We start from the raw sequence: 25,490 nt of genomic DNA on the forward strand, positions 1-25,490 counted from the left end.
TTTAGTTACAAAAATAGATTAAATATAATTTAGAATGAAAGACTTGCGCTGAATTCCAGAGTGAGCGGGCGTAAATAATTACCACTCATATAGTGATCCTTGAACTTTCCGGCTTCTTCCTTGCTCAACAGTTCGGCACCGTTGATAGTGCCGCTGGCACCCTTCTGATTCAGGAAGTTCACAACCGTAGCTCCCAATGAGAGATGCTTGTTCACCTTCCAGTTCACGCCGCCGAAGGTTTCCCAACGGCCGTTGAAGTAGAGGGCATTGGTCAGATTGGCATACGTCTTTCCGAAATAACGGAAGCTGAGCCATACGCGCAGGTCGGGAGTGATGTTGTAGCTGGGATCTATTTCAGCAAGTACCTGCGGAATTTCTTTCACGATGTTGCCGTTGGCATTCAGGTCGGGCACTCCTTCAAAGGGAGACTTGATGAAATAGTTGTTATAAGTCGGCTTCTGGTAAGTGAACAGGGCGTGCAGGTGGAAACCTTTGAACGGATTGATTTCTGCCGAGGTAGTCCAGCCCAGGGTCTTGATGTCGTATATTAATAAGGTGGTTTTGGATTGCGTCGTACCGGGTTTCGTTACATTCTGCTGGTCGATATTGTTCGACTTGGAGATATACGTAATCATGGAAGTCAGATTTATCCAGTTGTTATGATAAAACAATCCGCCACGCAGCAAAGGGATGGTGACACGCTTGTACTGTTCCTCGGTGGGACCTGTTCCGGCATATTCGTTGATGCGGGGGAAACGGGTGGCAACAGTTCCATCGGCTGTAAGACCGAAGTTCTTCGTTATCTTATAGGTGAATTGCGCGGTTGCTGCATAATTCAGCTTGTCTTTTATCACTTTATGGGGTTCTATCTTTTCAGTAGAAAGTATGTTGCCGTCATTGTCCGTATATGAATGGGTATCGCCGATGTGGAAACCGGCATAACGTCCGTAAGGTATCTGGTCGGCAGACATACGGTAGTATTCCAGGCGGGCACCGTAATAAACATTAAGCTTCGGAGTGACCTGCCAGTTGTCCGTGAAGTAGGCAGCCAGTTTGTTTTCAGTTCCTTTGGTATATTCCGGACTTAGTTCATTGAAGCCTCTGAACTTATTGGTGCTTCCATCGGCTTCCCGGCGATTCAGTATCTGCGGGTATTCAGTAACGGTTCCTATCCACTGGAAAGAAGAAGAATGATAATCCAGATGGTAGTACCACTCGTTCAATCCTAACCTCATATCGTGGTTGCCCACTTTCTTTTTCAGTTCGGAAGTAAGCAAGGCATTCTTCACTTTTCCGAAGTGCAACCAAGTGCGTCTTCCTTCCACCAAGCCGGTATAGGCTTCTTTGGAGTCATCCAGGAAAAGACCGTCTGTTACAGTCGCCTCGCTGATATTACTACCGCCAAAGTCCACATAGTTTGCTTCGGGGGCATTCATGAATTTGGCGTTAAGTGTCCAGTTCAGATTATTGCGGAAAGTATAGTCGAATAACATAGCTACTTCGTGCGCCTTGTTTCCGGTGAAATCGCCGAAGCGTCCGCTTTTCATCTTACCATCCGTCACGTCCATGTACTGAAAGCGTCCACCTTCGGGAGCATACGAGGAAGTACCCAGCTTGAAGCCCGGAATTTCTTTCACACTGCCATCACCCACATAAATAAAGGGAGCCGCATTAATCATTGAGCCGAGCGCATTGCTTTTCGAGAATTTATAAATGACGGAGAACTTCCCACGGTTGTTATTGAACAACCGGGTCAATCCGGCGTGATAGAGCTGAGTACGGTCGCTGAAGTTTTCAAACTTAGGGGCGAAGCTGCCCGGATCGAAATTCTGATAAATGCTGGCGGTATACAACCAATGGTCGCCAATGCCACCGGATACATTCATATCCACATTTTGCCAGCCGAAGTGATTGGTATGGTAATTCAGCACTCCTTTGAATTCCTTCTGCCCCAACTTGGAGAAAGCATTCACTGAGTAAGCGATGTTTCCGGTAGTGATGGCAGATTCGGACGGGTTCATCAGTCCCACTTCTCCCAGACTGGCATCGCTGCGCCAATGGGTAGCCAGTTTGTGTACAGCCGAAGAGTATACGGCAGGTAGTCCGTTCTCATATACATTCACATCCTCACTGGGGAGTCCGATTTGAATTTCACGGGGTTTGTTGGCATCCAAAGCATTCAGCATCACATTGCGTTCACTGCCTTCCGATTTCTTTGTACTAATGGTGTCGTTTACTTCCACCGGATTGCTTGCCATTGCAGAAGAAGCGAATGAGAAGATCGCCGACATGACGCAGGAAAAGAGATTGAGTTTCATACTATTCATTGATTTAAAATTAAACATTCTGAAGAAGGAACCAGAGAGGATTTCACTCCTTGTCTTTCAACGAGGGCAAAGTTAGGGGGTATAATAACGCACTGTTTCCGCAGGTAGTCGTCAGGTAGATTGGCAGGAGCATCGCGCAAGGAATAAACCATTCAGAATAAGTCACTTACTAACATCCATTTTAGAAATACAAGTAGACATACCCGTTTACCGGAAAGTTTTAATAACTTTGCATTTGTCTACTTTTAATGAATATACACTATGAAGAAATGCTTGTTATCGGGATTATTCCTGTTGTTCGTTCTCCTGCCTTTCCGTGCTGCAAACAAAGTTGACTTGTCCGGAGAGTTGGAAGCCGCCCTGAAACTGCGCAATCAATATTCACTCCGGAAGGAGGCACGGATTGACAGCCTCAAGCATTTACTCTATCCGGCCATGGGCGACGATGCACGTTTCCAATTATACAATGCCATTTATGAGGAATATTATACGTACCGTTTCGATTCGGCCATGCTTTACGTAGACCGGGAAGAACAAGTGGCTATGAAACTCTCCAACCCCGCATACCGCAATCTGAGCATTATTCACCGCTCCATCCTCCTCTCCACTTCGGGGTATTTCAGCGAATCCATTCAAAACCTGGAACAGATAGACAGCCGCATACTGGACGATGCATTGCGAATAGAATACTATACGGCTTACGAATGGGCATACAGCATGTGGGCCGAATATTCCAATGATAAAGTATACGCTCCCCGCTATTATGAAAAGGAGATGCTTTATCAGGATTCACTTATCAGTGTCCTGCCCGCCAGTTCACCGCTGCATCATTATTGGAAAGGTGAAAATCTCTATCGCCACCGCAGGTATGCCGAAGCGGAAGATTGCTATAAAAAGGCATTGGAAGGGTTGCCTGTCAATGTCCGATTGTATGCTATGGTGACTTACGGACTGGCATTAGTGTACTCACAAACCAATAATTGGGAAGAATATGAAAATTACCTGATAATGGCAGCCATCTCCGACCAGGTATGCCCATTGAAAGAGAATCTGGCTTTACAGGAACTGGCCCTATATATTTTCAAGAACAGAAGCGGAGAAGTTTCACGTGCCAACCGTTACTTAAACCATTCTCTGGAAGATGCCATGTTCTACAACAACCGCCTGCGTATGCTCGAAATAGCGAGGAAGTTCCCCTCCATCGTGCTTTCCTATCAGGAACAGAATCTTATCAAAAGTCAAAGATTGCAATGGTCGCTGATATGTATCAGTCTCTTGTCTATCGGACTGGTGGTTTCCCTGGTTTATATTTACCGGCAGATGAACCAGTTGCATAAGCGGAGAAAGATATTGGCGGATATGAACCAGGAACTGCAACATCTGAATAAAGCGTTGGTAGATACGAATCATACGCGCGAGGAGTATGTGAGTCTGTTTATGGATTTATGTGCCGCCTACATAGATAAACTGAATAAATACCAGGATTTAGTGAAGCGCAAGGTAAAGGCAAAGCAAACGGACGATTTACTGAGACTGGTCAATGCAACCAAGCTTTCGGACACGGATGCCAAGGAGTTCTTTATGAACTTCGATACGGCTTTCCTAAATCTGTATCCTAACTTTATAAAGGAATTCAATTCCCTGTTGCGCGAAGGAGAAGAGATTATGCCCAAGCGGGGGGAAATCCTGACTACGGAACTTCGGATATTCGCTTTAATACGGATGGGGATTAAGGATAGCTCCAAGATAGCCACTCTCCTGTTCTATTCTCCGCAGACGATTTATAATCATCGGAGTGTGGTGAAGAATAAGGCAAAGATGAGGGATAGTTTCGAGAAACAGGTGGAGGAGCTTTGTGCGGTGATGTAAATTCATTCATCCCGATTAAGATTATCTTCTATCCTTATCTATTTGAAGAAGGTTAGCCTTAAAACAAGAGTAGGAAGAAAACCCCTTCGTTTCCTTCCTACCCGATTCTTTATTCTCAAAAGTTTTTTCTTATGTAACAAAGATCTTTTTTTATCTTTCTTTGTCCTTTCTCTCTTACGGTACTATCGCCGCTTCCGTCACATTCACCGTTACCGTCACCTTCTTTGACGCATCCGACAGATTCTGGATTTCAAAGGTTGCAGCCCCGTTTGCCGGGAATGCTGTTGGGAAATCCTTCGCATTCTGATCCAGCGTCAGGGTGTAGTCCACGGCTTCGGTGGCATGTCCCACCGCCTTGTCAGCATTCAGCCAGGCGGGCAGACCGGAAAGCTTGCTGCCACCTTTGGCGGTCACGGTAAGTTTCATGGACGAGGTGGTTCCGGAACTCGCCTGTTTCTGCATGCTGAGTACTCCGGTTGTCACATCCGGTGATTCAGTACCCGCAGTGTAGGTATTGGCGCCGGTCGGTTCCGACGGAGTACTTGCCGCAGCAACAATTGTGGGCACTCCGACTGAGGCCTTCACCACAATCTGACTCTCTTCACGTCCCGCCTTGCTGCGCAGGATAATGATAGCCTTCGGGAACTGATTACCCGCATACCCAGACTTTTTTGACACCTTGCAGGTGTAAGAGGTAGAACCGGAACGGGTCACCACATCTTTCGCGATTGCTGTTTCCAACCATTCGGCGGCACCGCCCGCAGAACCGGTATAGACAATGCTGCATTCCGCTTCCGAGTTGCTGGTGAAAGGGATGTTGAAGTAAGTTGTTTCATCCGGAGAGACGGTGGCTTCATTGTTGCCCGCAATAGTGGTTGCTCCCGATTCTACCAGCGTCCCGATGGCCAGTTCATTTTCCGGCTGGTACTCAAAATCGCCGCCGTCCGTCCAGTCCGTGACGGTGATGTTCACATCCAGTTTGAACGGGTCGGCATCCGTGATGCGGACCGTGTAGCGATGGTTGGGTTTCACTTCGATGTATCCGCCTGTACCCGCTACCGATTGCTCAAATTCCACCATGTAACTCACTTCCTGCGGCACGTCCGTCATGTTCAGCGCATACTTGCCCTTGATAATCAGGTAGCCATTGTCCGCAATCGGACTGGGGTAACTGTAGAAAGCACCTTTCTGAGTGCCCTTGTTGGCATCGGCGCCGTCAAAGTCACGGTCGGGATAGGTGATGAGCGTTTGGGCGGGGATAGCATCATCCACCGGAACCACCGGGAAGAAGGTAACTCCCTTGCGGCCGTGGCCCATCGATACGCTGGTGATGGTGAGATGCGACAATTTCGCATCATTGATAATATCGAAACGGGAGACGATACGCGAAAGTGTCATGTTGATGCGGGTACGGGAACCCATACTGATGTCCCGCAGGTCGAGTGCGGGGCTATAAGAACCTACCATGGGCAGGGGCGTCAGCAGCACGTCTGTGGTTTCAGTAGGGTCCAGCAATGGGGTGGTAAAGGTGAGGAAGTCCGTTTCGGTGGGGACTCCCGCCTTAGTCACCAGATTATAATCCGTACCCGGGGAGTTTTGTTCCAGCGGGGTGAAGAGGGTGTATTCCGCTCCGGCTTTCAGCAATTTGGGCTGGTTGGCAATGCAGTAGAACTTGGTGAACAGGCCCTTTTGGGGGCGCAGAGTAGCCAGTGCCACGTTGTCGCCTTCCATGGTCAGCACAATCTTGGTGGCGCCAACCACGGTGGAACCGTCAGCACGGTAGCAGAAACGCTCCTGATAGGTGTAGGGGCCTTCTTCTTTGTCCGAGGAGAATACGTAGATGTCCAGTGTGGAGATTTCATTCTCTTCGGTGGTGGCGATGGGGGCGTCGGCACGGGTGGTGCCCGTTGTCTTAGGGGTGCCCGCCGTCTTTATGCTCAGCTTGTTCTGGAAGCCCAGGATGACTTCGCGGCGCGTGGGGTCACTGGCCAGCGGGTCATCGCCGGGAGTGGTTGACGGCAGAACTTCCGCTTCGCTGCAACCCGCAAGGGACAGGGCAAGCAAGCCTATCAACCAAGCGGAAAACTGTTTTCTGTTTTTAATCATGATCTTATTGTTATTAATTGATTACTTAATTAAGGAACAACGGGCGCAGGGCTTACCAGTACGGTCACGTCTTCCATGCCCGAGATGTTGTTTTTCAGCACAATCGGAGCGGCGGTGAAGTCGGTGACGGAATTCTTCACGGTCAGGGTGAAGGTCTGGGTGCCGGTGGCATCCGTCGCATTGGTTCGTGTAAAGGCGGCAGTCTCGGCAACGGTGAACCAGGAGGACAAGGTACTGGCCGTTACGCCTTGCGGAGAAGTTACTTCCACTACGACGGTGGTGGCGTCGGCACGCGGCACGTCGGTAATCTTATAATTGTTGTAAGTGGCTCCGCCCGGGGTACCCGTCAGTTCAATCGTTGTGATGGCAGGGTCAAGCAACTCTACCGTCAGTTCCAGTTTCTTGGCGGCATCGCCCAGACTGATGATCTCGAACTTACTGTCCACACCGCTGGTTGCCGTCACGTCTTTCAGTGTGAGCGTGTAGTACTCTTCTACCGGGGTATCAAGGGAAACATCCGTGGAGGGAGTGCCCGAGGTGCTTGGTGTGGGGCCTGTTTTACTTTTCGAGACTTCCAGCCATGGCATTTGGCTGTTCAACACCAGCTTTGTGCCGAAGAGACAGCTTGCTCCGAGTGTGATGTTGCTCTTATTCGTCTTATACATAGTGAGTTTGTTGTTTGCCACATCATACAGGTTGAAGTTCCCCGTAGCCGCATCCGGCGTAGCGAAGTCCAGTGCCGGGGCTATGGCGGGAGGCACAATGGTCAGTTTGGTGTACACCGATTCATCCTGTGAAGCCGATTCATTGGCAAGTGTCAGCGTGATGGGAACATAAGGCTTGGCGGCGTCCAGCGTGTAATTGAAGGTCATGGTAGTGGTGGTTACTCCATCCACAACTTCCGACTTGTAGTCGGCAGTCTTGTGCGTCAGCCAGTCGATGTCCCATCCGGTGGTGGTGCTGAATCTTGGCTGCACCTTGCCACTGGCTGTGGCGGTCAGCGTGATGGTTTTCTCCGCACCGTCGGCGGTTACACTGATTTCCTTGGTGGTGACGTCCTTGTCGGCTCCTTCCACATTCAGTGCAGTCACTACGGGTGCCGCGTTATCGGGTTTGATGATGACTCCGCCACCACTGGTCCAGTCCACGATTTCGAAGAAAGCGGTGATGGTGGCTTCCATCACTTCCTTGATGTGCAGGGTGTAGCGGGTATTGGCTACTACGTCCATGAACGTGGCAGCCCCGCCACCATCGGGAACACGTTGTATATCAAGATGGTACTCCACCGGAACGGGGTCTTTCTGCATCGGGTTCTGGTATTTGCCCTTGATGATGAGGAATGCCTTGTCCGTATCCTTGAGCGGATAGGTGTAGAGGGCGCTCTCCGTCAATCCCTGATTGGCTTTAGGTAGCATCAGGTAGCTGCCTTCGGCGGTGGGATACTGGATGAGGTTGGTGGCGCGATCAGGGTCGCTAAGGTCAGCCAGCGTGCCCGGCATTACTGTGGACTGATTGCGGCCGTTGCCCAGCGAGACGCTTTCGATAATCAGTCCCGTCTTGGCGGATTCGTTGTCGATGTCGAAACGGCTCACGCGGCGTTTGAGTTCGATGTTCACCGTGGCGATGTTGCCCAGTATCTTCGTAGTACCACTTCCGGTCATCACCAGCGGGGTGCCCAGAGCGGTGCCTGTCGGGAGGAGTTTGGAGGTGAAGTACTTTTCGAAATCCTCGTCCTTTGTGCCTGTGGTTACAATAGCTCCGGTGGCGGCATTGGTGGTCACCGCTGTCAGGGGATCGATGGCGGTTCCGTCAGTCTTGTAGAGCGTTGTACTGTTTGCCACGCAATACAGTTTCAGGTTGGGGATGCCTTTGAGTTCCGTGGGGAAGATGGAGGCTTTCCGGTCAGTACCGGCACCGCTCAGTTTGAAAGTCTTGGCTGCGGTGTTGTCATCCGCGGCAGCCGTCCACTTTTCAAGATACTGGTAATCACCGCCGTCGGCGGTGGCGGCGAATACATAGATGTCCAGATTATCGATCTGGTTTTCACTCTCGGAAGCGATGGCGCGGGTGTATTCCTGCGACTCACCTCCGCCACTAAATACGAGACGGATCTCTTTGCCTTGCGCTCCACCGATGGGAGTGTCGTCAGGTTCAAGCTCTGCCTGGCTGCATCCTGCAAGCAGGGCAAGCAAGGCGGGCATCCAAAGCATGTTCTTCTTTTTCATCATTTGTCTATACTTTTATTTGAAAGTTAATAAATTAATTATAAGCTATTTAGCCGGCCGTACTGTTACGGCACCCGTAAACGGTCAGTTACGCCAGTCGTAATAGTACTGTTACGGCACCCGTAAACGGTCAGTTACGCCGGTCGTAATAGTACTGTTACGGTACCCGTAAACGGTCAGTTACGCCGGTCGTAATAGTACTGTTACGGCACCCGTAACAGTACGGCTACCGGTTGCTGTTGTTTTTTTATCCCAACGGGTTCTCATCCAGGCCACCTTCTCCGCCACTACCACTACCGCTGCCCCCTCCTGAAGGTGCCGTGCCGATATAAATGGTCTTCACCACACTGCGCGGGACTTTCAGCAGCGTCTTACTGTTGCCGCTAAACTGTGTGGTTACTTTCAGTTCATACGTTCCGTCAGCCAGCTCGGCGGGGATAATGAATGTCAGTTTCGAAGGATCGTTCGTTACCCAGAGGTCTTCGGTCACTTTGGTTTCCTTGTTCTTGCTACTTGTCAGGGTAATACCCACCGTCGGGTCGGTTCCCGCTACTTTCAGCCTGCCGCCTGTTAGTGTGAAGGCACGTCCTGCCGTGGCTGAGGCGTCCAGTGCGCGGGTGGAGGCATCCTGCACGCCGCCGATGTACATGGCGCTGCCTTTCTCGCCGATAATGCCCACGGTGGTTTGCTTGATGGCTTCACGCAGGTCGGCGCCTACGTTGAAGTTCACCACGATGGAATTCTTCTCCGGGTTCCAGGTGGAACCCTCTATTATACCCCGGAAGTTGACGGAAGCGTAGTATAACCCTGTGTTCACACTCACTCCGGTCATCAGCAACCGCTTGATGACACGCTTCTGCAAGTCGAAGACGTGACGGATCGTTTCTTCGCGCAGACCGGAGTCTTCGGCTTTCAATTCGGCAATGATGCGGTTTTCATCCGCGTTGCCGATGGATACAGGGACAAGAATCACATCCTCCTTGTTGTCTACGGTCACGGTGTTGTCCGCCAGCTGACCGTTGATTTGATACTTGATTTCGTTTGCCATAATCTCTATGTTTTTATAATTAGTAATGTCGGTAAAACCAGAGTTCTGCCGGGTTAATAAATTCGATAATTAGGGCATGAGGAATGAGTTTCTTGGAGAAAAGCCGGGAGGGAATTCCACAAAAAAATCATTCCAACATGTCAAAGTACGAAAGTTCGTTTGACATGTTGGAATGATTAAAATATAGGGGGATGCTTAGCCTTTAAGCGTCAATTAAGATTCAACTATCCACTTCTCGATATTCCGGGTTTTCGCGCTGAAGTTTATTCCTATCTTAAGAAGCTTTCGCCCGTCGGCTGCAAAGGGAAGTGCATATTGCTTGTCGTTGATTTGCTGCAAAGCCTCTTCGGCAGTGCCATCCAGTTTGAATTCCATTATATAAATAAACTTGTCCGTCTTCAACACGAGGTCTACGCGGCCATTGTTCGTTTTATACTCTACTTGGGTATAGAAGCCTACCAGCTTGAAGACGATGAAGAGCACATTTTCGTAATGCAGTTCCTGCTCGCGGATTACTTCGTAAGTGGTATCGGCAAAGAAACTCTGCAAGCGGCGGAAGAAGGAGTCGTAATCGCCCGATTCCACTTCACGAACAAACTTCTGAATCTCAAACGGGGTTTCCACCTTACTTACGTTGGTATAGAAAGGCACAAGGAAACGGATAAATCCTTCCTCTACTTCCTTGTTGGGGAAACCTAAATGATACGTGCCGAAACGTTCATCATACCCCTTTATGGTAAGATATCCGCTCTGATAAATCACCGGAATGGGGTTCGTGGATTCAGAATCTACGCTGTTCAGCACCTGGACGTCAGTTTCTTCGTGCGCCATCCGTTCCAGGTCATAGTGGTGTTTTTTCAATAACTTCACCAGATAAGTGGGAGTTCCGGTTTCAAACCAGTAACTGTTGAACTCTTTGCGTTTGAAGGCGTTGAGCAGGCTGAACGGGTTATAAATACCAATAGAATTGTGCGTGAAATGGTAACCGTCATAGTTCTCCTTGAGTTCAGCACAGATTTTATCGTATGTCACTCCCCGGGCAGCGGCAAATTCATGCAGTTCGGCTTCCAGGTTCTCGTGAATCTCCCGTTCGCTGATTCCGCAGATCTCAATGTATTCGTTCCACATGGAAATGTCATCCAGATTATTCAGGTCGCTGAATACGCTGACTTTGCCGAATTTGGTTACACCTGTCAGCAGAGCGAACTTGATATAACCGTCTTTCGTCTTGAGTGCTCCATAAAAAGGTTTCAGGGTATCGCGGAATTGCTTTTGCAGTTCTTCGTTCCCGATAGCTTGCAGCATGGGTTTGTCGTACTCGTCCACGAGGATAACTACGCGTTGTCCCGTCTGCTCACAAGCTCGCTGAATGATGCCGGCAAAACGCAGGGAGAAGGAAGTCTCGGTCGGTCGGGTGCCATACAGACTTTCCCAATAGGCCAGATTATCATTCAGGATTTTCTCCAGGCTCTCCAAAGTGTCATACTTCTCTATGTTGAGGTCCAGGTGCAGTATGGGGTGCGTTATCCAATCCTTTTCCAGCTTTTCCACGGCCAGTCCGTTGAACAGCTCCTTCTTTCCCTGGAAGTAGGCTTCCAACGTAGAGATGAGCAGGCTCTTGCCAAAACGGCGCGGACGACTGATAAAGTAGTAACGTCCGGTTTTCACCATTTGATAAATCAATGCCGTTTTATCAATATAGAAATAGCCATCCTCACGAAGACTTTCGAAATTCTGGATGCCGATGGGAAAAATCTTATCGCTCATATTCTTCTACTTTTATACATCAATACACAAAAGTACTGATTTCTGTTTTATTCCCAATCGTAGAAGAGGTATTTATTTAAAAAGAAATCATTCCAACATGTCAAAGAACGAATGTGCTGTTGCCAGCTATGCCCAATGAAGGGATTGTCATTTCAAACGGTATTTGTTCAAGCAGATTTACAAATCCGCTGGAACGTACAGAATTATATATCTTTAGAGGCTAATCAGAACCACATTGCGTTTAATACTTTCCTGATACCAATCCCAATCTCGTCCCCATTGCCCATTTGGCCGGTTGAATTCAATTCTATAGTAGGGATCATTAGTGGTACATTTCACTTGTTCATTCGGAATGATATCAGTAAGGATGTTACTTATGCCTTGTGGAAAATTATGCCAACCCTCATCGTCAGACCAGTCACCAATAAAAGCTTTCCACTCATCCTGAGTAGGGAGTCTCCATCCACTGTATGCATTTCTTGCCCAACTGTCTGTCAGATTAGCAAAAGTTTCTGTAGTTTCTCCGGCATTTGCCCAGAACTTACCTGTATTATTATCCTTTCTGGCGAAGTATCCTTTGCAAATGGGCAGATAATTAATCATTTTAAGCGTATAATCCGGAAAATAGGCTGACTGATTACTTTTCAATACAATATTACCTATTGGTGTGTCGCCCCCTTTGCCTCCAAGGCAATAGTTATAACCACTAATATTGAAACGAAAGGTATCATAAGGTGCACCGGTAGTCCAGCTGCCGGTATGAGTGACACTAATAGCTCCGAAACTACTTGTTCCGGTAATATTGACACCTGCCGGAGAGTATACTTTGAAGGAGAAGTCATGTTTTCCGTATAAATTAGCGTTATCCATCACATCAAAGTAGCACCAGGTATTTGTCGCTTCATTGAAACGTACACAACTATAATCACTTGAGAAAGTGGGACGTGCCGCATCTTGAGCTAACGTAGCGGTAAGTTGTTTGCTATCGTCGGCGGCATTCTTTAGGTAGCAAGTGCTATTATTAGTTGCACCAAGCTGATCGCCGTTTCCATCCCAATAAATTTCGTATATCTTCTCGTAATTATTGGGAGCACTTATCACCCGCTGATAACACCAACTTCCGGGTGTAGTCAACGTGCTTCCTCCCAGCGAATAAACCTTTATCTGAGCTTTGGACTGCTTCCCAGTCGCGACACGATACATGTGTAGGGTATTGCCGCTTAGAGAATTCACGCTGGGTTCCATCGTGCCGGTGGCTGTTATCACAGGTGCCTGAAATTCTCTCGTGATATTTACTGTCATTCCTGTACCTCCGGCAGTGTTCGTGAACACGATTTGGGTATCACTGAAATTCGCCGCATCCTCTATCAGCTTGAAGGTAAAACTTATTGTTTTACTCTCCGGTGCGCTTCGTGTGGTTAGTGGTGTGGTGTTTTCCAACCACGACGGACATTTATTTACGGTCGGCTTGCTATAACTATCCATTGTTAGCGTGAATTGCCGCTCCTTGATGATGGGCATGGTAAGCGTGGCGGTGGTAGCCGTTATGGCTGATAGACTAATACCCTCTCCCTGGTCAGTTATCTGCAAGTTATTGATTCGGTTAGGCAGCAATTTCACCGTGATATTCCCGGCCTTCGCTTCCATTGTATTGTTTTTCAGGGTCACGGTAATATTTTTTTCCGTCAGGTCGGTGGCATCCGTACCTGCCCACCGGAAGGTATATTCCTGCGTAGTGTTCGTGCTTGAAGCCGGGGTGACGGTGATGCCCGCATTCTCAGGAATCTCTATCTTACTGCCGCCAATGGCTGTGACGGTTATCTTACCTGTGGATGCTCCGGAACTGAGTGTCTGTACCAGATAGAGTGTATTATCTGCCATGTCCCATTTGTTTATTCCATCGGGACTCATCGCGCCGCCTGTGGGTTTTACGATGGGGACGTCCAAAGTCGCATCTATATCTATCAGTATCACTTCCTCGCCACCTCCCGCTTTGTCCTTCAGGCAGAGGATGCCGCGGGGATAGTTGTCGCCTGTGTAACTCTCATCAAGAGTCACTTTATATTTCACTTGTTGCGTGGCACCTATATGTGCGGTGGTGATGGGGATTTCTTCCAGTTTCAGCCAGCCGTCCGCAGAGTTATCGCCATAGTAGCTTAGTTGCGCTTCGACTCCGGCATTGGAGCCGGTGGTGGCGGTAAAACTACTTCCTGTTTTAAGTGCCAGCGTAACAACACTAGTGTTAACGTCGTAAGTCGTTTCATCTACAGGCAACAGATTGGCTACGATGACAGCGTCGAGTCCGTTCTCAGGTTCGTAATCGTCTATATAGTCTCCCGTTTCCCAGTCCACCAGTCGGATGTTGGCTGTCAGTTCGAAGGGGTCGGCTTCGGTGATCTGCACTGTGTAGCGGTGGTTATGGTTTATTTCGATACGTGCCCCGTTACCATCGGACACGCGTTCGAAGGGGATGCGGTAAGACACCTCTTTCTTTTCATCCGTCAGGTTCATGGCATAAAGTCCTTTCAAAATCAGAAATCCTTCATCTGTCGCTTTGCAAGGATAGCAGTAGAAGGCTTTGGTGGTGGTGCCGACGTTAGCGTTCAGTCCGTCGAAGGCGCGGTAAGGGTACGTAATGAGTTGTCCGGGTGCGGCGGGAACATCGCCTGTGGGGCGGATGGGGAACAGCGTTACCCCTTGTCGCCCGTTGCCCATGGCAATGTCGGTAATGGTGAAATGAGATTTGGCGGCATCGTTCACCACATCGAAGCGTGCCACGGCACGGCTGAGCGAGACGTTCAGCCGCACAAATGTTCCCATGCTGTATTCCCGCAAGTCGACGGGCTGGCTGTTGGCACCGGACATGGGTAACGGGGTGAGCAGGATGCCGGCATTGAAACCGGTGGGCTCTAACAACGGGGTGCTTAGTTTGGTGAAGTCATTCTCGGTAGGGATGCCGGGTGCTATTACTGCATCTCCCGGTGTTCCTGCCTGATGTTGCGAACTTTGTTGCAGCGACGTATAATCGGTATACGCATGCCCTGCGGCATCATGCATGGCGGGTTGGTTTGCCACGCAATAAAATTTGGTAAACAAACCCTTGCGGGGATAGAACACCACATTCACTTTTCCGGCGGCTTCGTCCGATTTCAATTCAAGCGGGGAAGCACCCACGGGCAGTGTCCCGACTTCCGAACGATAGGTGAACCGTTCCTGAAATGTGTAAGGTCCTTCTTCCTTATCGCTGCCGAATGCATAAATATCAAAACTTTCAATGCGATTCTCATCCTCTTCGGCTATGCCGTCGCGGGGCGTAGCACGGCTTTCCGGTGTACCGTTCACCAGAATCAGCTTGTTCTGCAGTGAGATTACCACCGAGCGGCGGTTAGGGTCATTTGCCAGCGGGTTCTCCGGTTTTTCGGGAATTCCGCCTATGGTTTCCACCTCCGAGGTGCATCCTGCCGTCAGGCATGGCAGAAGCACCAATGAGAGGCGTAGAAAGAACTTAGCTAATGATTTCATTCCTTGTAGCATTTTTATGCAGTTACTATTTATTTTCATTCTTCATTTTCTTCAGGTTTTTCCTCGCCTTTTCCGGCTCTATGCCCAATGCCTTACGGAACCATTCCTCGGCTTTCTTCCGGTCACCTTCCAGATACGCCAGTACGCCGAAGTCATTCCACGCACGCGGCTCGTCCGCCACCTTATCCAGATATTGCCGGGCGCTTATCGGGTCGCCCGCCATGATCACCGCCGAAGCGACATTGATGTTTGCCAATGCATCGTCCGGGAAGTGATAAGCGGCTATCTCATAGACTTCACGGTATTGCTCCGTGCCGGGACGGTAGAAAGCCGCTACACGGTACATCTCCTGCAATGACAGCAGGCGGGGATGTGTATATATCAGGCTTGCCGCCTCTTCGATATTGAAAGCGCGGGCTTCATAACCCACCGTAACCCGTATGCGTCTCAACTGCGGGAAATAGTCTTTCAGGAGTTCCCGGTAGACAGTTCCCCCGTACATATCCATCAACTGCTTTTCACGTCCTTCAAAAATGCCTGTGCGTGAAATAAGAGTCAATATCTCGTCACCATGTTTCATGGGATACTGTTTCAGCAGTTCCACCAGCCCGTCCCAATCTTCGGGTATGGAAGATACTTTATAAAGGTTGTGCCCCGGTGCATACGTTGCGCACATATATTCCTTGAAACAGCGGGCGCGGTTGGAGGCAAGTTTTTCATTGTCTTTGTATGTCCCATCGGGTGAAGCGTAGCCGCAAATGGAAATTTCAGAGATGCTTGCCAGATTTCCTTTGGTGAGCGGACGCATCAGGCTGTCCAGCTTCTCCAGTTCCGAACGGTTGTTGTGGAACTCACGGCGGACATCATAAATTCCAGTAGGGTAGTCTATATATAAGGTGGCGCTTTCCGAACGGTGTTTCTGGGTTTCCATCTCAGGGGTGAGGTAAGTCACCATTGCCGTACATTCGGCGCAAGGCATACACTCCGGGCTGCTTTTCGTTTTCCGGTGGTCGGTGACGGTTTCACGTCTTTCTTCAACTGCCTGTGGAACGGCAAGTTGCTCCTGTGCAATCATTACCTGTTTTTGCGGAGCAACTATCTGTTTTTGTGAGCTTACTATCTGTCCCTGCGGAACCTTGAAAGGACTGTTCACGGCAAGGTCTGCTATCAACGGTTCTACTCCGAGAATCTTCATCCGGCAACAATCCCGTTGCTCGCGCATCAGCACCAGCGAGGCGTGTTCCATCCACGGACTGTAAGCGACGGACACATGATAGCCGATACTGTCTTTCCGGTTCCGGGCATAAAGTGTGCGGTAAGGAGGAATATAACCGGGTGCGGGTTGGAGCACCTGCTGCCTGTGGTCAGCACGGGCACGCCGACGTCCGCTCACCACCACTGCCGGGAGTTCCTGCAAGCGTCCTGCACTGCGCAGCACGGGCGTAAAGCGGTAAGCCTCCGCATTCCCTGCTTTTGTATCATCCAGATTCAACAGCAGTTCTATATGAAGACTGTCCCCTTGCGTAAAGACATGCGAACTGAGTACCGGAGTTCCGCCCGCCCATGCTTCCGCAGCCAGCAGTACCCCAACCAAGCCTCCTATTATATATTCCATCCCTTTCATTCTTTCACTCTTTCATTTTTTAATTCCTTCATTCCTTCATTTTTTCATTCTTAGCCTACCCCAGTCCTCCTCCTTCCGTCCAGTCCGACGCATTCATTTGCGTCACCACAATCGTCCGCCCTATGGTTACCAGCAGGTCGAATTCTTGTTCCGTGTTCTCATCCAGACTGACAGGCAGTTTGCGAAAGAATAGTTGCAGGTCTATCTCCTTCATAATCCTTTCATTTCCCCGGTAGATACTCAGCAACGGGTGCGAACCCGATGTCAGGCGGTACGTCACCAGTTCCCCCGTCAGTTCGTCATTGTAGTTCATTGCCGCCCGGGTCTGGTGCCACGTCACCGGACTGCCTATGGAGGGGAATGTGAAAGCCCCGTCACCCACAGCCAGCGGTATGTCGTAACCTGCCGGAAAACCGTATTCGCAAGGCACGCCCCGCATACGGAGCGTATATCCGCCCGTTCCTTCCGCAGGATAGTAACCGTCTTCCCAATGTACGGTTATCCGGAGTACGGCGTGGCAGTGTGTCAGGTATACGGTCCTGTTCACTGAAACCCCTGTGGCGGGAACTTCGAATGTGCCATATCCGTAATAGAGCCGTTCGGTATTGGTCCGGTATCCTCCTGAGGGTGTTCCCGTGGCCGAGGTCATTACCAGTTCACGGACTTTTGTCACACCGGGTTGCGGCGGGGGTAGTATATCGCTTTCATATCTCCAGTTCCCCCATGACACGAGGGTGTAGCGTCCGGGAGATAATTCTCCCTGCCAGTATTCCAGACTGTCGCCCTGCAACATCCGGGTATCCACCAGCACCCCGTCCGCATCGAAAAGGAACTGCCGGATATTATCCACATACATGGCGAGCTGTCCGGCATCGGGTCTTCCGGCATAGCGGTAATTCAGCCGTACATTGTAGGGACACACTCCCGGCTCGTCAAAATCGAACGTGCAGGAGGTGCAGAACCAGAGTATGCAGCAGAGAATTACCATAACTTTCATCGTATGAAATAAATGAGTGACACCCCGGCCCGTGTAGGCCCGAAATAATTCCTTTTATAATGTCCCATGCGCTCGCCGCAGCCCGCGCACCGGTATTTGTCGTATTCCATGCGGGCGTAGCCGCCACCTATCACGGCCTCCACGGAGAAGCGGTCGCCCAGTACCCAGTGATAACCGTAGGTGATGCCCCCGCCATACAGGTCACCCCGGTAAATGATGTCTTCCATGCCCGAAAAGAAGGGAATCTGCCCCACATTATAATAAGCGTAATGTCCGTGCACGCCGAAGAAATGCCCCTCGAATTTGCGGCAGGGCCAGTAGCGCAACTCCGGTTGCACCAGATAAAGGTTCAGTTTCATGTCATTGCCGAATTTCCATGCGTTGTAAGCGCCGTTCAGTACCATTGTGAAATGACGGTTGATGCTGGTTTCCACCCCTGCATTCGGGGTGGTGGTTCCCCATAACAGCAGGTCGGTGCGCAATGCCACACGTTGGGCAAAGGCAACGATACCCACTGGGCAAAGTAACAGGATTAGCATATAAAGTCGTTTCATGGGTAATCAGGATTTATAATAGGAGTCGGATGTGGGTTATGGCATGGTTATAGCATTGTTGCCCATTAGGAATTCACTGAGGGGGAGTTCGGCTATGGAAATCTCCATCAGATAGACGCGTGTCATTTGGTTGATGATACCCAGTTTACGGGCTGTTGTCCCGTAGCAGGAATAGAAATCCTCATCGCTGGGACGGTTGAAGTAGATACCTTCGCCCAATGCTTCAAGAATGGAGAGGAGGTTGATTTTGTGATATTCGCAGGCGAGGCGGTAAGATTCGGGCAGGTTGTCCGGCTGGTTCTCCGCCAGCATAATCAGATGTCCTTTTGAGAGAGCCTGCAACAGATAGGCTATTTCGGAAGGGGAATAATTGAAGGAAGTGCTCAACTGATAATCCTTATATTGGATGTCGTGTAGTACTGCCAGGGCGAGTTTGGTTCTGAGTGTTAACATAGCGCTTGCTTTTTATGTAGATTATTGTCTGTTTTGTTAAGGATGTTCCGATTCCCGGTAGGAAACGGAACAAGCGGCGGCGTAAGCATAGGACAGGCGGATAATACTCATCTTCCATTTTAAAAAGGCGGACAATTCTTCGTTTTTCCTCCTTGTATTCTTCAATTTAATAATGAGCTTCCCCCATATTGAGGTATGGGTAAGGGGAGTCGTATCTCCAAACAAAAAAAGTGAAAGCTTTTTAATCTATACAAAGACCTTTTGAAGCAGTATATCATATTATTACAATAATATCCTATTTTTTGACATGACTTTTTAAGACAAAATCTAACTTTCAGGATAAGAGAGTTGTTTTTGTCGTGTCTGATGTTGTAAACTAACCGATTTTTTACAGAAAAGAGGGAAACTTCGATAAGTATTTCCAGTTTTCCTTGTTTATCTCAATTGAAAACAGTTCCTTTACCACCGGAATCGTTCCGTTTCCTACCGGGAATCGGAACGCCTGTATGAAGCTCATTTTTAGATATTTTTCTTTCTTTATCGTTCCTATTTCCTTTTCCCTTTTCTTTTTCTTTCCTCTTCCATTCCTTTTCTGCCATCGGATTAACCAATGCTGCCATCTGCAAGTTCACCACCGCCAGTTGTTCTGTAGAAAACGAGCGCAGATAAGTATGCGTAATCTCTTCCGAAGCATGGCTCAACCCCGCACTAATCTTAGACACCGGAATATCCTCATTATACGCCAATGTCGCCCACGTATGTCGTGCTACATAAGAAGTCAGCCTCACCCCCAATCCCAACCGGATAGACAACCGGTATAAATGCTTATTATAAAGCCGCAAAGCACTCTCATACTGTCGTCTCTCTTCTGGAATACTCCCCGGATTCCGAATAATTCTCAGCAGATAAGGTGAATCCGGATTCTCACACCTATACCTCTCAATAATCTCCCACATCCACGGCTCCAGCGTAATACTCAGCACCCTTCCCGTCTTACTCCGGTGATAGTACAGCACATTATCATGAATATCCGTCTTCCTCAAATAAGCCAAATCAATAAAAGGAATCCCCCTCAGATAATAAGAAAGAATAAACAGGTCCCGTGCCATCCCCAACCTCGGTGCATCCTTCAAATCCGCCTCCGCCACCGCCCGAAGCTGTTCAATATTCAACGCCCGTTTCCTTGTCTCCTCATACCCCATAAAAATCCCGTTAAAAAGCTGCCGTGTATCCTTCAACAACTTTTCCTTTTCAGCCTGCCGGCAAATAGCCCGCAGTGACCGAAAATAACACGCCGAAGTATTCGGTGAACACCCCGAAGCCAACAAATAGTGTTCAAAACTCAGGAAAACACCCGCTGTCAGATTCCTAAAATCCAACAATTCCATATCCGTAAACCTCTCCAAACTATGCAGCATACTACGGCACGTATGTTCTGCAGAGAACTTGAACAAATCGTCCAAAGTTTCCGCATGAGCTATAATAAACTCCTTCAATGTCTTAATTCTCATTCCAGTGTTCTTTTAATTAATGGTTATTTCCTCCCCAACCCCACTCTACATCATTTGTTTTGGGGTGAGAAAAGAGATAAACGTCAAAAGTAAGAACAGGAGGAAAGGATGCTTGTTATGAAACACGCATAAATGATTGTTGTTATGCTACAGAGGGCAAAAAAAGGAATATGGAAGAAAAAGGAAATTCAAAAAACAGGCACTGCATATTATACAATATATACCGAGTTATCTATAAACAATCAATCTCCTTTACCATTACCATATCAGAACAGTAATGATAAAGGAGAAAATAATCTAATTGTAACCTCTCAGGAGCTCACTCCAACCGACTCTTAAAAGCAGCCGGCAACTCCGGCATAGCCCCGCTCTGTGTACAGACATAAGCCGAGACTTCCACCGCCAACTTATGAGCCTCGGGCACCGGCTTTCCGCTAAGTATGGCAGACGTGAAAGCCGCAGTAAATGAATCTCCCGCACCAACGGTATCGGCAACCGGAACCCGTGGTGTATCCTGGAAAGATACAACGCCCGGAGTAAACACATAACTGCCGTTCGTACCGCAAGTCAGAATCAACATTTTCAGGTTATATTTAGCCAGGAGTATCCAGCATTTATCCTGCAAGTCAATCCCCGGATAGCCGAAGATACGGCTGATAGTAACCAGCTCCTCATCATTGATTTTAAGAATGTTGCAACGGCTCATAGACTCGCAAAGAATCTCTTTCGTATAGAATCCCTGACGGAGATTGATATCGAAAATCTTTATCTGTTCATCCCCATCGGGCATCGTGTCCAGAAAACGTTGAATAGTAGCACGACTCACGGGACTGCGCTGAGCCAGCGAACCGAAGCAAACAGCACGGGTAGAAAGAGCCAGACGCTTCAGTTCATCCGTAAAAGGAATGTTGTCCCAAGCCACATCTTCCTTGATTTCATAACAGGGAACACCTACGGCATCAAGAGTAACCTGCACCGTACCTGTAGGATAATCCACCTGCTCTATCTGACAAGTCAGTTTCTTTTGGGCAAAAACATCCAATATTTCCTGTCCGTCAGCATCACGTCCCACTGCACTCACTACACGACTATCAAAACCAAACTGTGATACATGATAAGCGAAATTGGCAGGCGCACCACCTATTTTCTTTCCTTCGGGCAGCACATCCCAGAGTGCTTCCCCCATTCCTACGATAATTTTATTCATGATATGATTTATGATTTATGAAAACTATTATTTCTTTATCTTCAAAGTATAGTACAGCAAATAAAGTACTCCGATAGTCATCACGGCTACTGCACCACTTTGTCCTACGGCATCACTTGCCAATCCCATTGCCAACGGAAAAACAGTTCCACCAAAAAGTCCCATTATCATCAGCCCGGAAACTTCATTCTTCTTGCCGGGCATATACAGCAACGCCTGTGAGAAGACAATCGAAAAGATATTCGAGTTTCCGTAACCTATCAGCGCAATGCAAATATAAATAGATGTTTTTGAATGGAAAGCAAAAAGTCCAATCATTGCCAGTAACATCATAAAACTACTGATAGCAAAGAACAATTTAGCATTCATCCTCCTCAAAATAAAAGAACCTGTGAAGCAACCTGCCGTACGGAAAATGAAGTAGAGACTGGTAGCAAACGCAGCGTCATCCAATCCCATACCCAAACGCTCCATTAGAATCTTAGGAGCAGTAGTATTCGTACCTACATCGATTCCTACATGGCACATGATACCGATGAAAGAAAGCAAAACAAACGGCTTACCCAATAAAGCCAAACACTCACCGAACGTAGAAGGTTTTCCTTCCTCTTTCTCCTCGGCAATCTGTGTCTGTCCCAACAATAAAACGGCTATCACAGCTATCACCATATAAATAGGGAACAGCACACGCCAACCCAAACCGAACGACGGAATGGCCTGTGTAGCTCCCCACATAGCAATGTAAGGTGCAAGAAACGAAGCAATCGCCTTTACAAATTGTCCGAAGGTAAGGCTACTTGCCAGCCGGTCACCTCTCACGATGTTGGAAAGCAGCGGATTCAGTGAAGTCTGCATCAATGCATTGCCGATACCTAATAAAGAGAAAGAAAGCAGCATCAACGTATAGCTATCACCAAAAACAGGCAATAGCAACGAAGCAAAGGTCACAACCAAACTAAGTAGTACCGTCTTTTTTTGTCCGATACGGCTCATCAACATACCTGTCGGCACAGAGAAGATCAGGAACCAAAAGAAAACCAGCGAGGGAAAGATGTTAGCCTGAGAATCAGTCAGACCCAAATCTGCTTTTACATAGTTGGAGGCGATGCCCACCAGATCCACAAATCCCATAGCGAAAAAGCAGAGCATCACAGGGATCAGCTTGGATAACGAAGAATTAGATTTCATTGTTGTATGGTATTAATTTAAGTATTTCTTGCTCGGGAAAGCACGTTGCAAAGGAAGCGAATATCAAGGCAACAGGATAACAATCTTGTTACAAAGAGTGGCAATTATGATACAAGAATGTTTTTTAAGCGCATTTCAAGGGCATTATTTCTCTTTTTAGCTACATTTGTGGAAAATTATCCAAAGAAACTTTTTAAACAACAATATGGAAACACTCTTTAATGGACGACTCAGCATTGAAGTCTCTGCACATGGAGCAGAGCTATGCAGTATTTTTTCTAACGGAAAAGAATATCTATGGCAGGCAGATCCTGCATTCTGGAAACGCCATTCGCCAGTACTCTTCCCGATTGTAGGAAGCGTATGGGAGAATAAATATCGAAACGAAGGCACCACTTATGTCCTCACTCAGCATGGATTTGCCCGCGACATGGAGTTCACACTGATATCCGAGGAAAACGATGAAGTCCGCTACCAGCTTGTCAGCAACGAAGAAACGCTCAAGAAATATCCTTTCCCATTCCGTCTCACCATCGGCTATCGCATTCGCGAGAAGAAGGTCGATGTCATGTGGGAAGTAGAGAATACCGGGGAGAAGGAAATGCACTTCCAGATTGGTGCACATCCGGCATTCTACTATCCGGATTTCGATGCCGAAACGCAAGAACGGGGGTTCTTCGGTTTCAATAAGAAAAGCGGACTGAAATACATACTTATTTCTGAAAAAGGATGTGCCGACCCGGACACCCAATATCCTCTGAAACTGACAAACGATTTGTTGCCATTGGATACACATACATTTGACAAAGATGCACTTATATTGGAGGGAAGCCAGGTGCGGCGGGTTACTCTATATAACAAGGAAAAATCCCCTTATCTCAGCCTCCATTTCGATGCACCTGTTGTCGGACTGTGGTCGCCACCTGCCAAAAATGCCCCGTTTGTCTGTATTGAACCATGGTACGGTCGTTGCGACAAAGCACATTATACAGGAGAGTATAAAGATAAGGATTGGATACAGCATCTGCAACCCGAAGAGATATTCAGGGGAAAATATACCATTGAAATAGAAGAGTAAAGGAGAAGCCGTACCTGGTCCGTATCTGGTCCAAACGCTTAGGTACGGAGCAGCTACGGAGCGGGTACGGCTTTGATAAAATTCGGGAACAGAAAAGGAGGAAATATAGACCAATCTTATTTCAACTTATAAACCTTGAATGAACTTACCGCATAGCTACCACCTTTGGCATAGAAGCTGATACGGTTGTAAGGTTCCGAAGGAAACACAAGGTTTGTCATTGCGAAACGTCCGTCATCGCCAAACGCTTCAATACTTGATTTATCAACGAAAAGACGTAGCGTCATTTCCGAATTGCCTTCTATCGGGGCAAGAGTCAGCACCGGAAAGTCCGGACTGAATGATACGATTCCGCTCTTACTACGATCCATCGCAAACTTCTTCTCTACCAGATTATAGTAAATATCCACTTCTTCTCCTTTTGAATTGAAAAGTTGGAAGCCAATGACTTCTGCATTTCTGTTCTTAATCGTCATTTCAATTTCATACGTACCTGTATTATCCGAAAGCAGTTTGTCCATATTATAAGTACGGTCCACCTTGAAGGAATGCTTCTTTTCTTCTTTTCCACGCAGTTTCAGCAGTTCTCGCGAAGGGGAAGATTTCAAATAGGTCTCACCCGCCGAAGTATAGAGGCTCAGATCACGGGGAACAGAATTTGCACTACGATATTGCATGGTAGGCACATCATTGGCATACTGCCAGTTGCTCATCCATGCCAATGCGATATGTCGTCCTTCAGGTGCATTACTCCAGGTTACAGCAGCATAATGATCTTTTCCCCAGTCCATCCATTTCGTCATTTTCGGAGATTCATTTACGAATGTTTTTCCATCAAACATTCCTACAAAGTACTGGGCAGCACTACCACCGAAAGGTCCTCCCGGATTAATATTACATATCAATACCCATTTTTTCAGTTCCGTGCCTTCAATAGGTAATTCAATCAGGTCGGGGCATTCCCAAACGCCTCCATGAGCTCCCTGTCCTTCACCGAAACTACTTTCATAAGTCCAGTCTTTCAGATTGGCCGAAGAGTAGAACTGCATTTCCTGTCCCACAGCAAGAACCATAATCCATTTGTCAGTAGTATCATGCCAGAATACTTTCGGATCGCGAAAGTCTCGCTGTGTAGAAGTCAGAATCGGATTACGCGCATACTTTTTGAAAGTCTTTCCATTATCAAGGCTATAAGCCATGCTCTGCACCTGGCGTTCGCTTGCCGAAGTATAGAAAGCGATGATGGCTCCGGCACCGAAACCAGCCGTATTATCCTTATCTACTACGCAAGAACCGCTGAAGATAGCACCGAGTGCATCGGGGGCGATAGCTACAGGCTGATGTTCCCAGGAAACGAGGTCGGTGCTGGTGGTATGTCCCCAGCTCAGGTTTCCCCAGAATGAACCATACGGATTGTATTGATAGAACAAATGATAAACGCCATCTTTATATACCATACCATTCGGATCATTCATCCAGCCATATTGAGGAGTGAAGTGATAAAGCGGACGGAAACTCTCGCGATTGGATGTATCAAACTCATTGGAAAGTTTCATTTCATCCCAGCAAACAGCCGTATCGGGTATCAACTGAAAGTTGAAGGAAAGTGATTTATCATCAAATCCTGAGAGATCTACCGGAACAAAATAGTCCACCTTATTTATAGCCAGACGAACATTCATATTGCGCACTACGTCATTATCTGCTATCATATACAGTTTTGCTTCCGGAGAAGCCTCTTCCACGGGAAGCAACAAAAATTTCTTCTGGTTCTCAATCTGGACAATACTCTGTCCGTCACCTAAATGTTTAATCACGAAAGGAGGATTAATAGCCTGACACGAAAAGACAGACCAGATTGTACCTATTATAAAGGTAAGGGTCCATCGCACAGTCCACAAATTGTTTTTTAAATTCATAATGTTTTTGGGTATTACATTTAATTAATAATGGGTTGCTCGAGAAAGCACTTTGCAAAGGAAGCGAATAAAAGGGAAATAGTCTGTCATTTATG

General features: G+C 47.9%; 16 protein-coding genes. 2 read left to right on the forward strand and 14 right to left on the reverse strand.

The genetic code is table 11. The features are described 5' to 3' along the window. Positions 1–29: 29 nt before the first annotated feature. Positions 30–2,318: a TonB-dependent receptor domain-containing protein gene (locus K6V21_RS25030; protein ID WP_224320269.1), complete on the reverse strand. Its 2,289-nt coding sequence runs from the start codon at positions 2,316–2,318 to the stop codon at positions 30–32. 270 nt (positions 2,319–2,588) lie between these two features. Between K6V21_RS25030 and K6V21_RS25035 the strand changes: the two genes are divergently transcribed. Then, a complete protein-coding gene (locus K6V21_RS25035) occupies positions 2,589–4,196 on the forward strand; it encodes a DUF6377 domain-containing protein (protein WP_224320270.1) in 1,608 nt (535 codons plus the stop codon). Between the two features lie 174 nt (positions 4,197–4,370). On the opposite strand, the gene K6V21_RS25040 is transcribed toward K6V21_RS25035, so the two are convergent. The 12 genes from K6V21_RS25040 to K6V21_RS25095 form a co-directional block, all read right to left on the reverse strand. Then, positions 4,371–6,302 (reverse strand): fimbrial protein, encoded by a 1,932-nt coding sequence (locus tag K6V21_RS25040; RefSeq protein WP_224320271.1) that lies wholly within the window; start codon positions 6,300–6,302, stop codon positions 4,371–4,373. 29 nt (positions 6,303–6,331) lie between these two features. After that, positions 6,332–7,801, reverse strand: a complete 1,470-nt coding sequence (locus K6V21_RS25045) for a hypothetical protein (RefSeq protein ID WP_224320272.1) — start codon at positions 7,799–7,801, stop codon at positions 6,332–6,334. 973 nt (positions 7,802–8,774) lie between these two features. Next, complete coding sequence (locus K6V21_RS25050; RefSeq protein ID WP_408912915.1) at positions 8,775–9,563, reverse strand: DUF4469 domain-containing protein; 789 nt, start codon at positions 9,561–9,563, stop codon at positions 8,775–8,777. 225 nt (positions 9,564–9,788) lie between these two features. Beyond that, entirely contained in the window at positions 9,789–11,342 is a 1,554-nt protein-coding gene (locus K6V21_RS25055; RefSeq protein ID WP_224320274.1) for an ATP-binding protein, read from the reverse strand. Positions 11,343–11,555: 213 nt separating this feature from the next. Further along, entirely contained in the window at positions 11,556–14,864 is a 3,309-nt protein-coding gene (locus K6V21_RS25060; protein WP_224320275.1) for a hypothetical protein, read from the reverse strand. 25 nt (positions 14,865–14,889) lie between these two features. Further along, positions 14,890–16,479, reverse strand: a complete 1,590-nt coding sequence (locus K6V21_RS25065; RefSeq protein WP_224320276.1) for a DUF3868 domain-containing protein — start codon at positions 16,477–16,479, stop codon at positions 14,890–14,892. Positions 16,480–16,543: 64 nt separating this feature from the next. Beyond that, positions 16,544–17,485 (reverse strand): FimB/Mfa2 family fimbrial subunit, encoded by a 942-nt coding sequence (locus K6V21_RS25070; RefSeq protein ID WP_224320277.1) that lies wholly within the window; start codon positions 17,483–17,485, stop codon positions 16,544–16,546. After that, a complete protein-coding gene (locus tag K6V21_RS25075; RefSeq protein ID WP_224320278.1) occupies positions 17,482–18,039 on the reverse strand; it encodes a DUF3575 domain-containing protein in 558 nt (185 codons plus the stop codon). The genes K6V21_RS25070 and K6V21_RS25075 overlap by 4 nt, the downstream gene beginning before the upstream one ends. A 36-nt stretch (positions 18,040–18,075) precedes the next feature. Beyond that, positions 18,076–18,492, reverse strand: a complete 417-nt coding sequence (locus K6V21_RS25080) for a hypothetical protein (protein WP_224320279.1) — start codon at positions 18,490–18,492, stop codon at positions 18,076–18,078. Positions 18,493–18,932: 440 nt separating this feature from the next. Next, entirely contained in the window at positions 18,933–20,003 is a 1,071-nt protein-coding gene (locus K6V21_RS25085; RefSeq protein WP_224320280.1) for a tyrosine-type recombinase/integrase, read from the reverse strand. Between the two features lie 319 nt (positions 20,004–20,322). Continuing rightward, positions 20,323–21,210, reverse strand: a complete 888-nt coding sequence (locus K6V21_RS25090) for a carbohydrate kinase family protein (RefSeq protein WP_217715375.1) — start codon at positions 21,208–21,210, stop codon at positions 20,323–20,325. 27 nt (positions 21,211–21,237) lie between these two features. After that, positions 21,238–22,398, reverse strand: a complete 1,161-nt coding sequence (locus tag K6V21_RS25095; RefSeq protein WP_224320281.1) for an MFS transporter — start codon at positions 22,396–22,398, stop codon at positions 21,238–21,240. Positions 22,399–22,603: 205 nt separating this feature from the next. On the opposite strand from K6V21_RS25095, the gene K6V21_RS25100 reads away from it, so the two are divergent. Then, the gene (locus tag K6V21_RS25100) at positions 22,604–23,476 is read left to right on the forward strand and encodes an aldose 1-epimerase family protein (RefSeq protein ID WP_217715373.1); all 873 of its coding nucleotides are present in this window, start codon (positions 22,604–22,606) and stop codon (positions 23,474–23,476) included. 116 nt (positions 23,477–23,592) lie between these two features. Here the strand turns inward: K6V21_RS25100 and K6V21_RS25105 are convergent, their stop codons facing one another. Further along, the gene (locus K6V21_RS25105; RefSeq protein WP_217715372.1) at positions 23,593–25,395 is read right to left on the reverse strand and encodes a GH32 C-terminal domain-containing protein; all 1,803 of its coding nucleotides are present in this window, start codon (positions 25,393–25,395) and stop codon (positions 23,593–23,595) included. Positions 25,396–25,490 lie beyond the last annotated feature (95 nt).

The organism is Bacteroides cellulosilyticus (assembly GCF_020091405.1).
Lineage (GTDB): Bacteria > Bacteroidota > Bacteroidia > Bacteroidales > Bacteroidaceae > Bacteroides.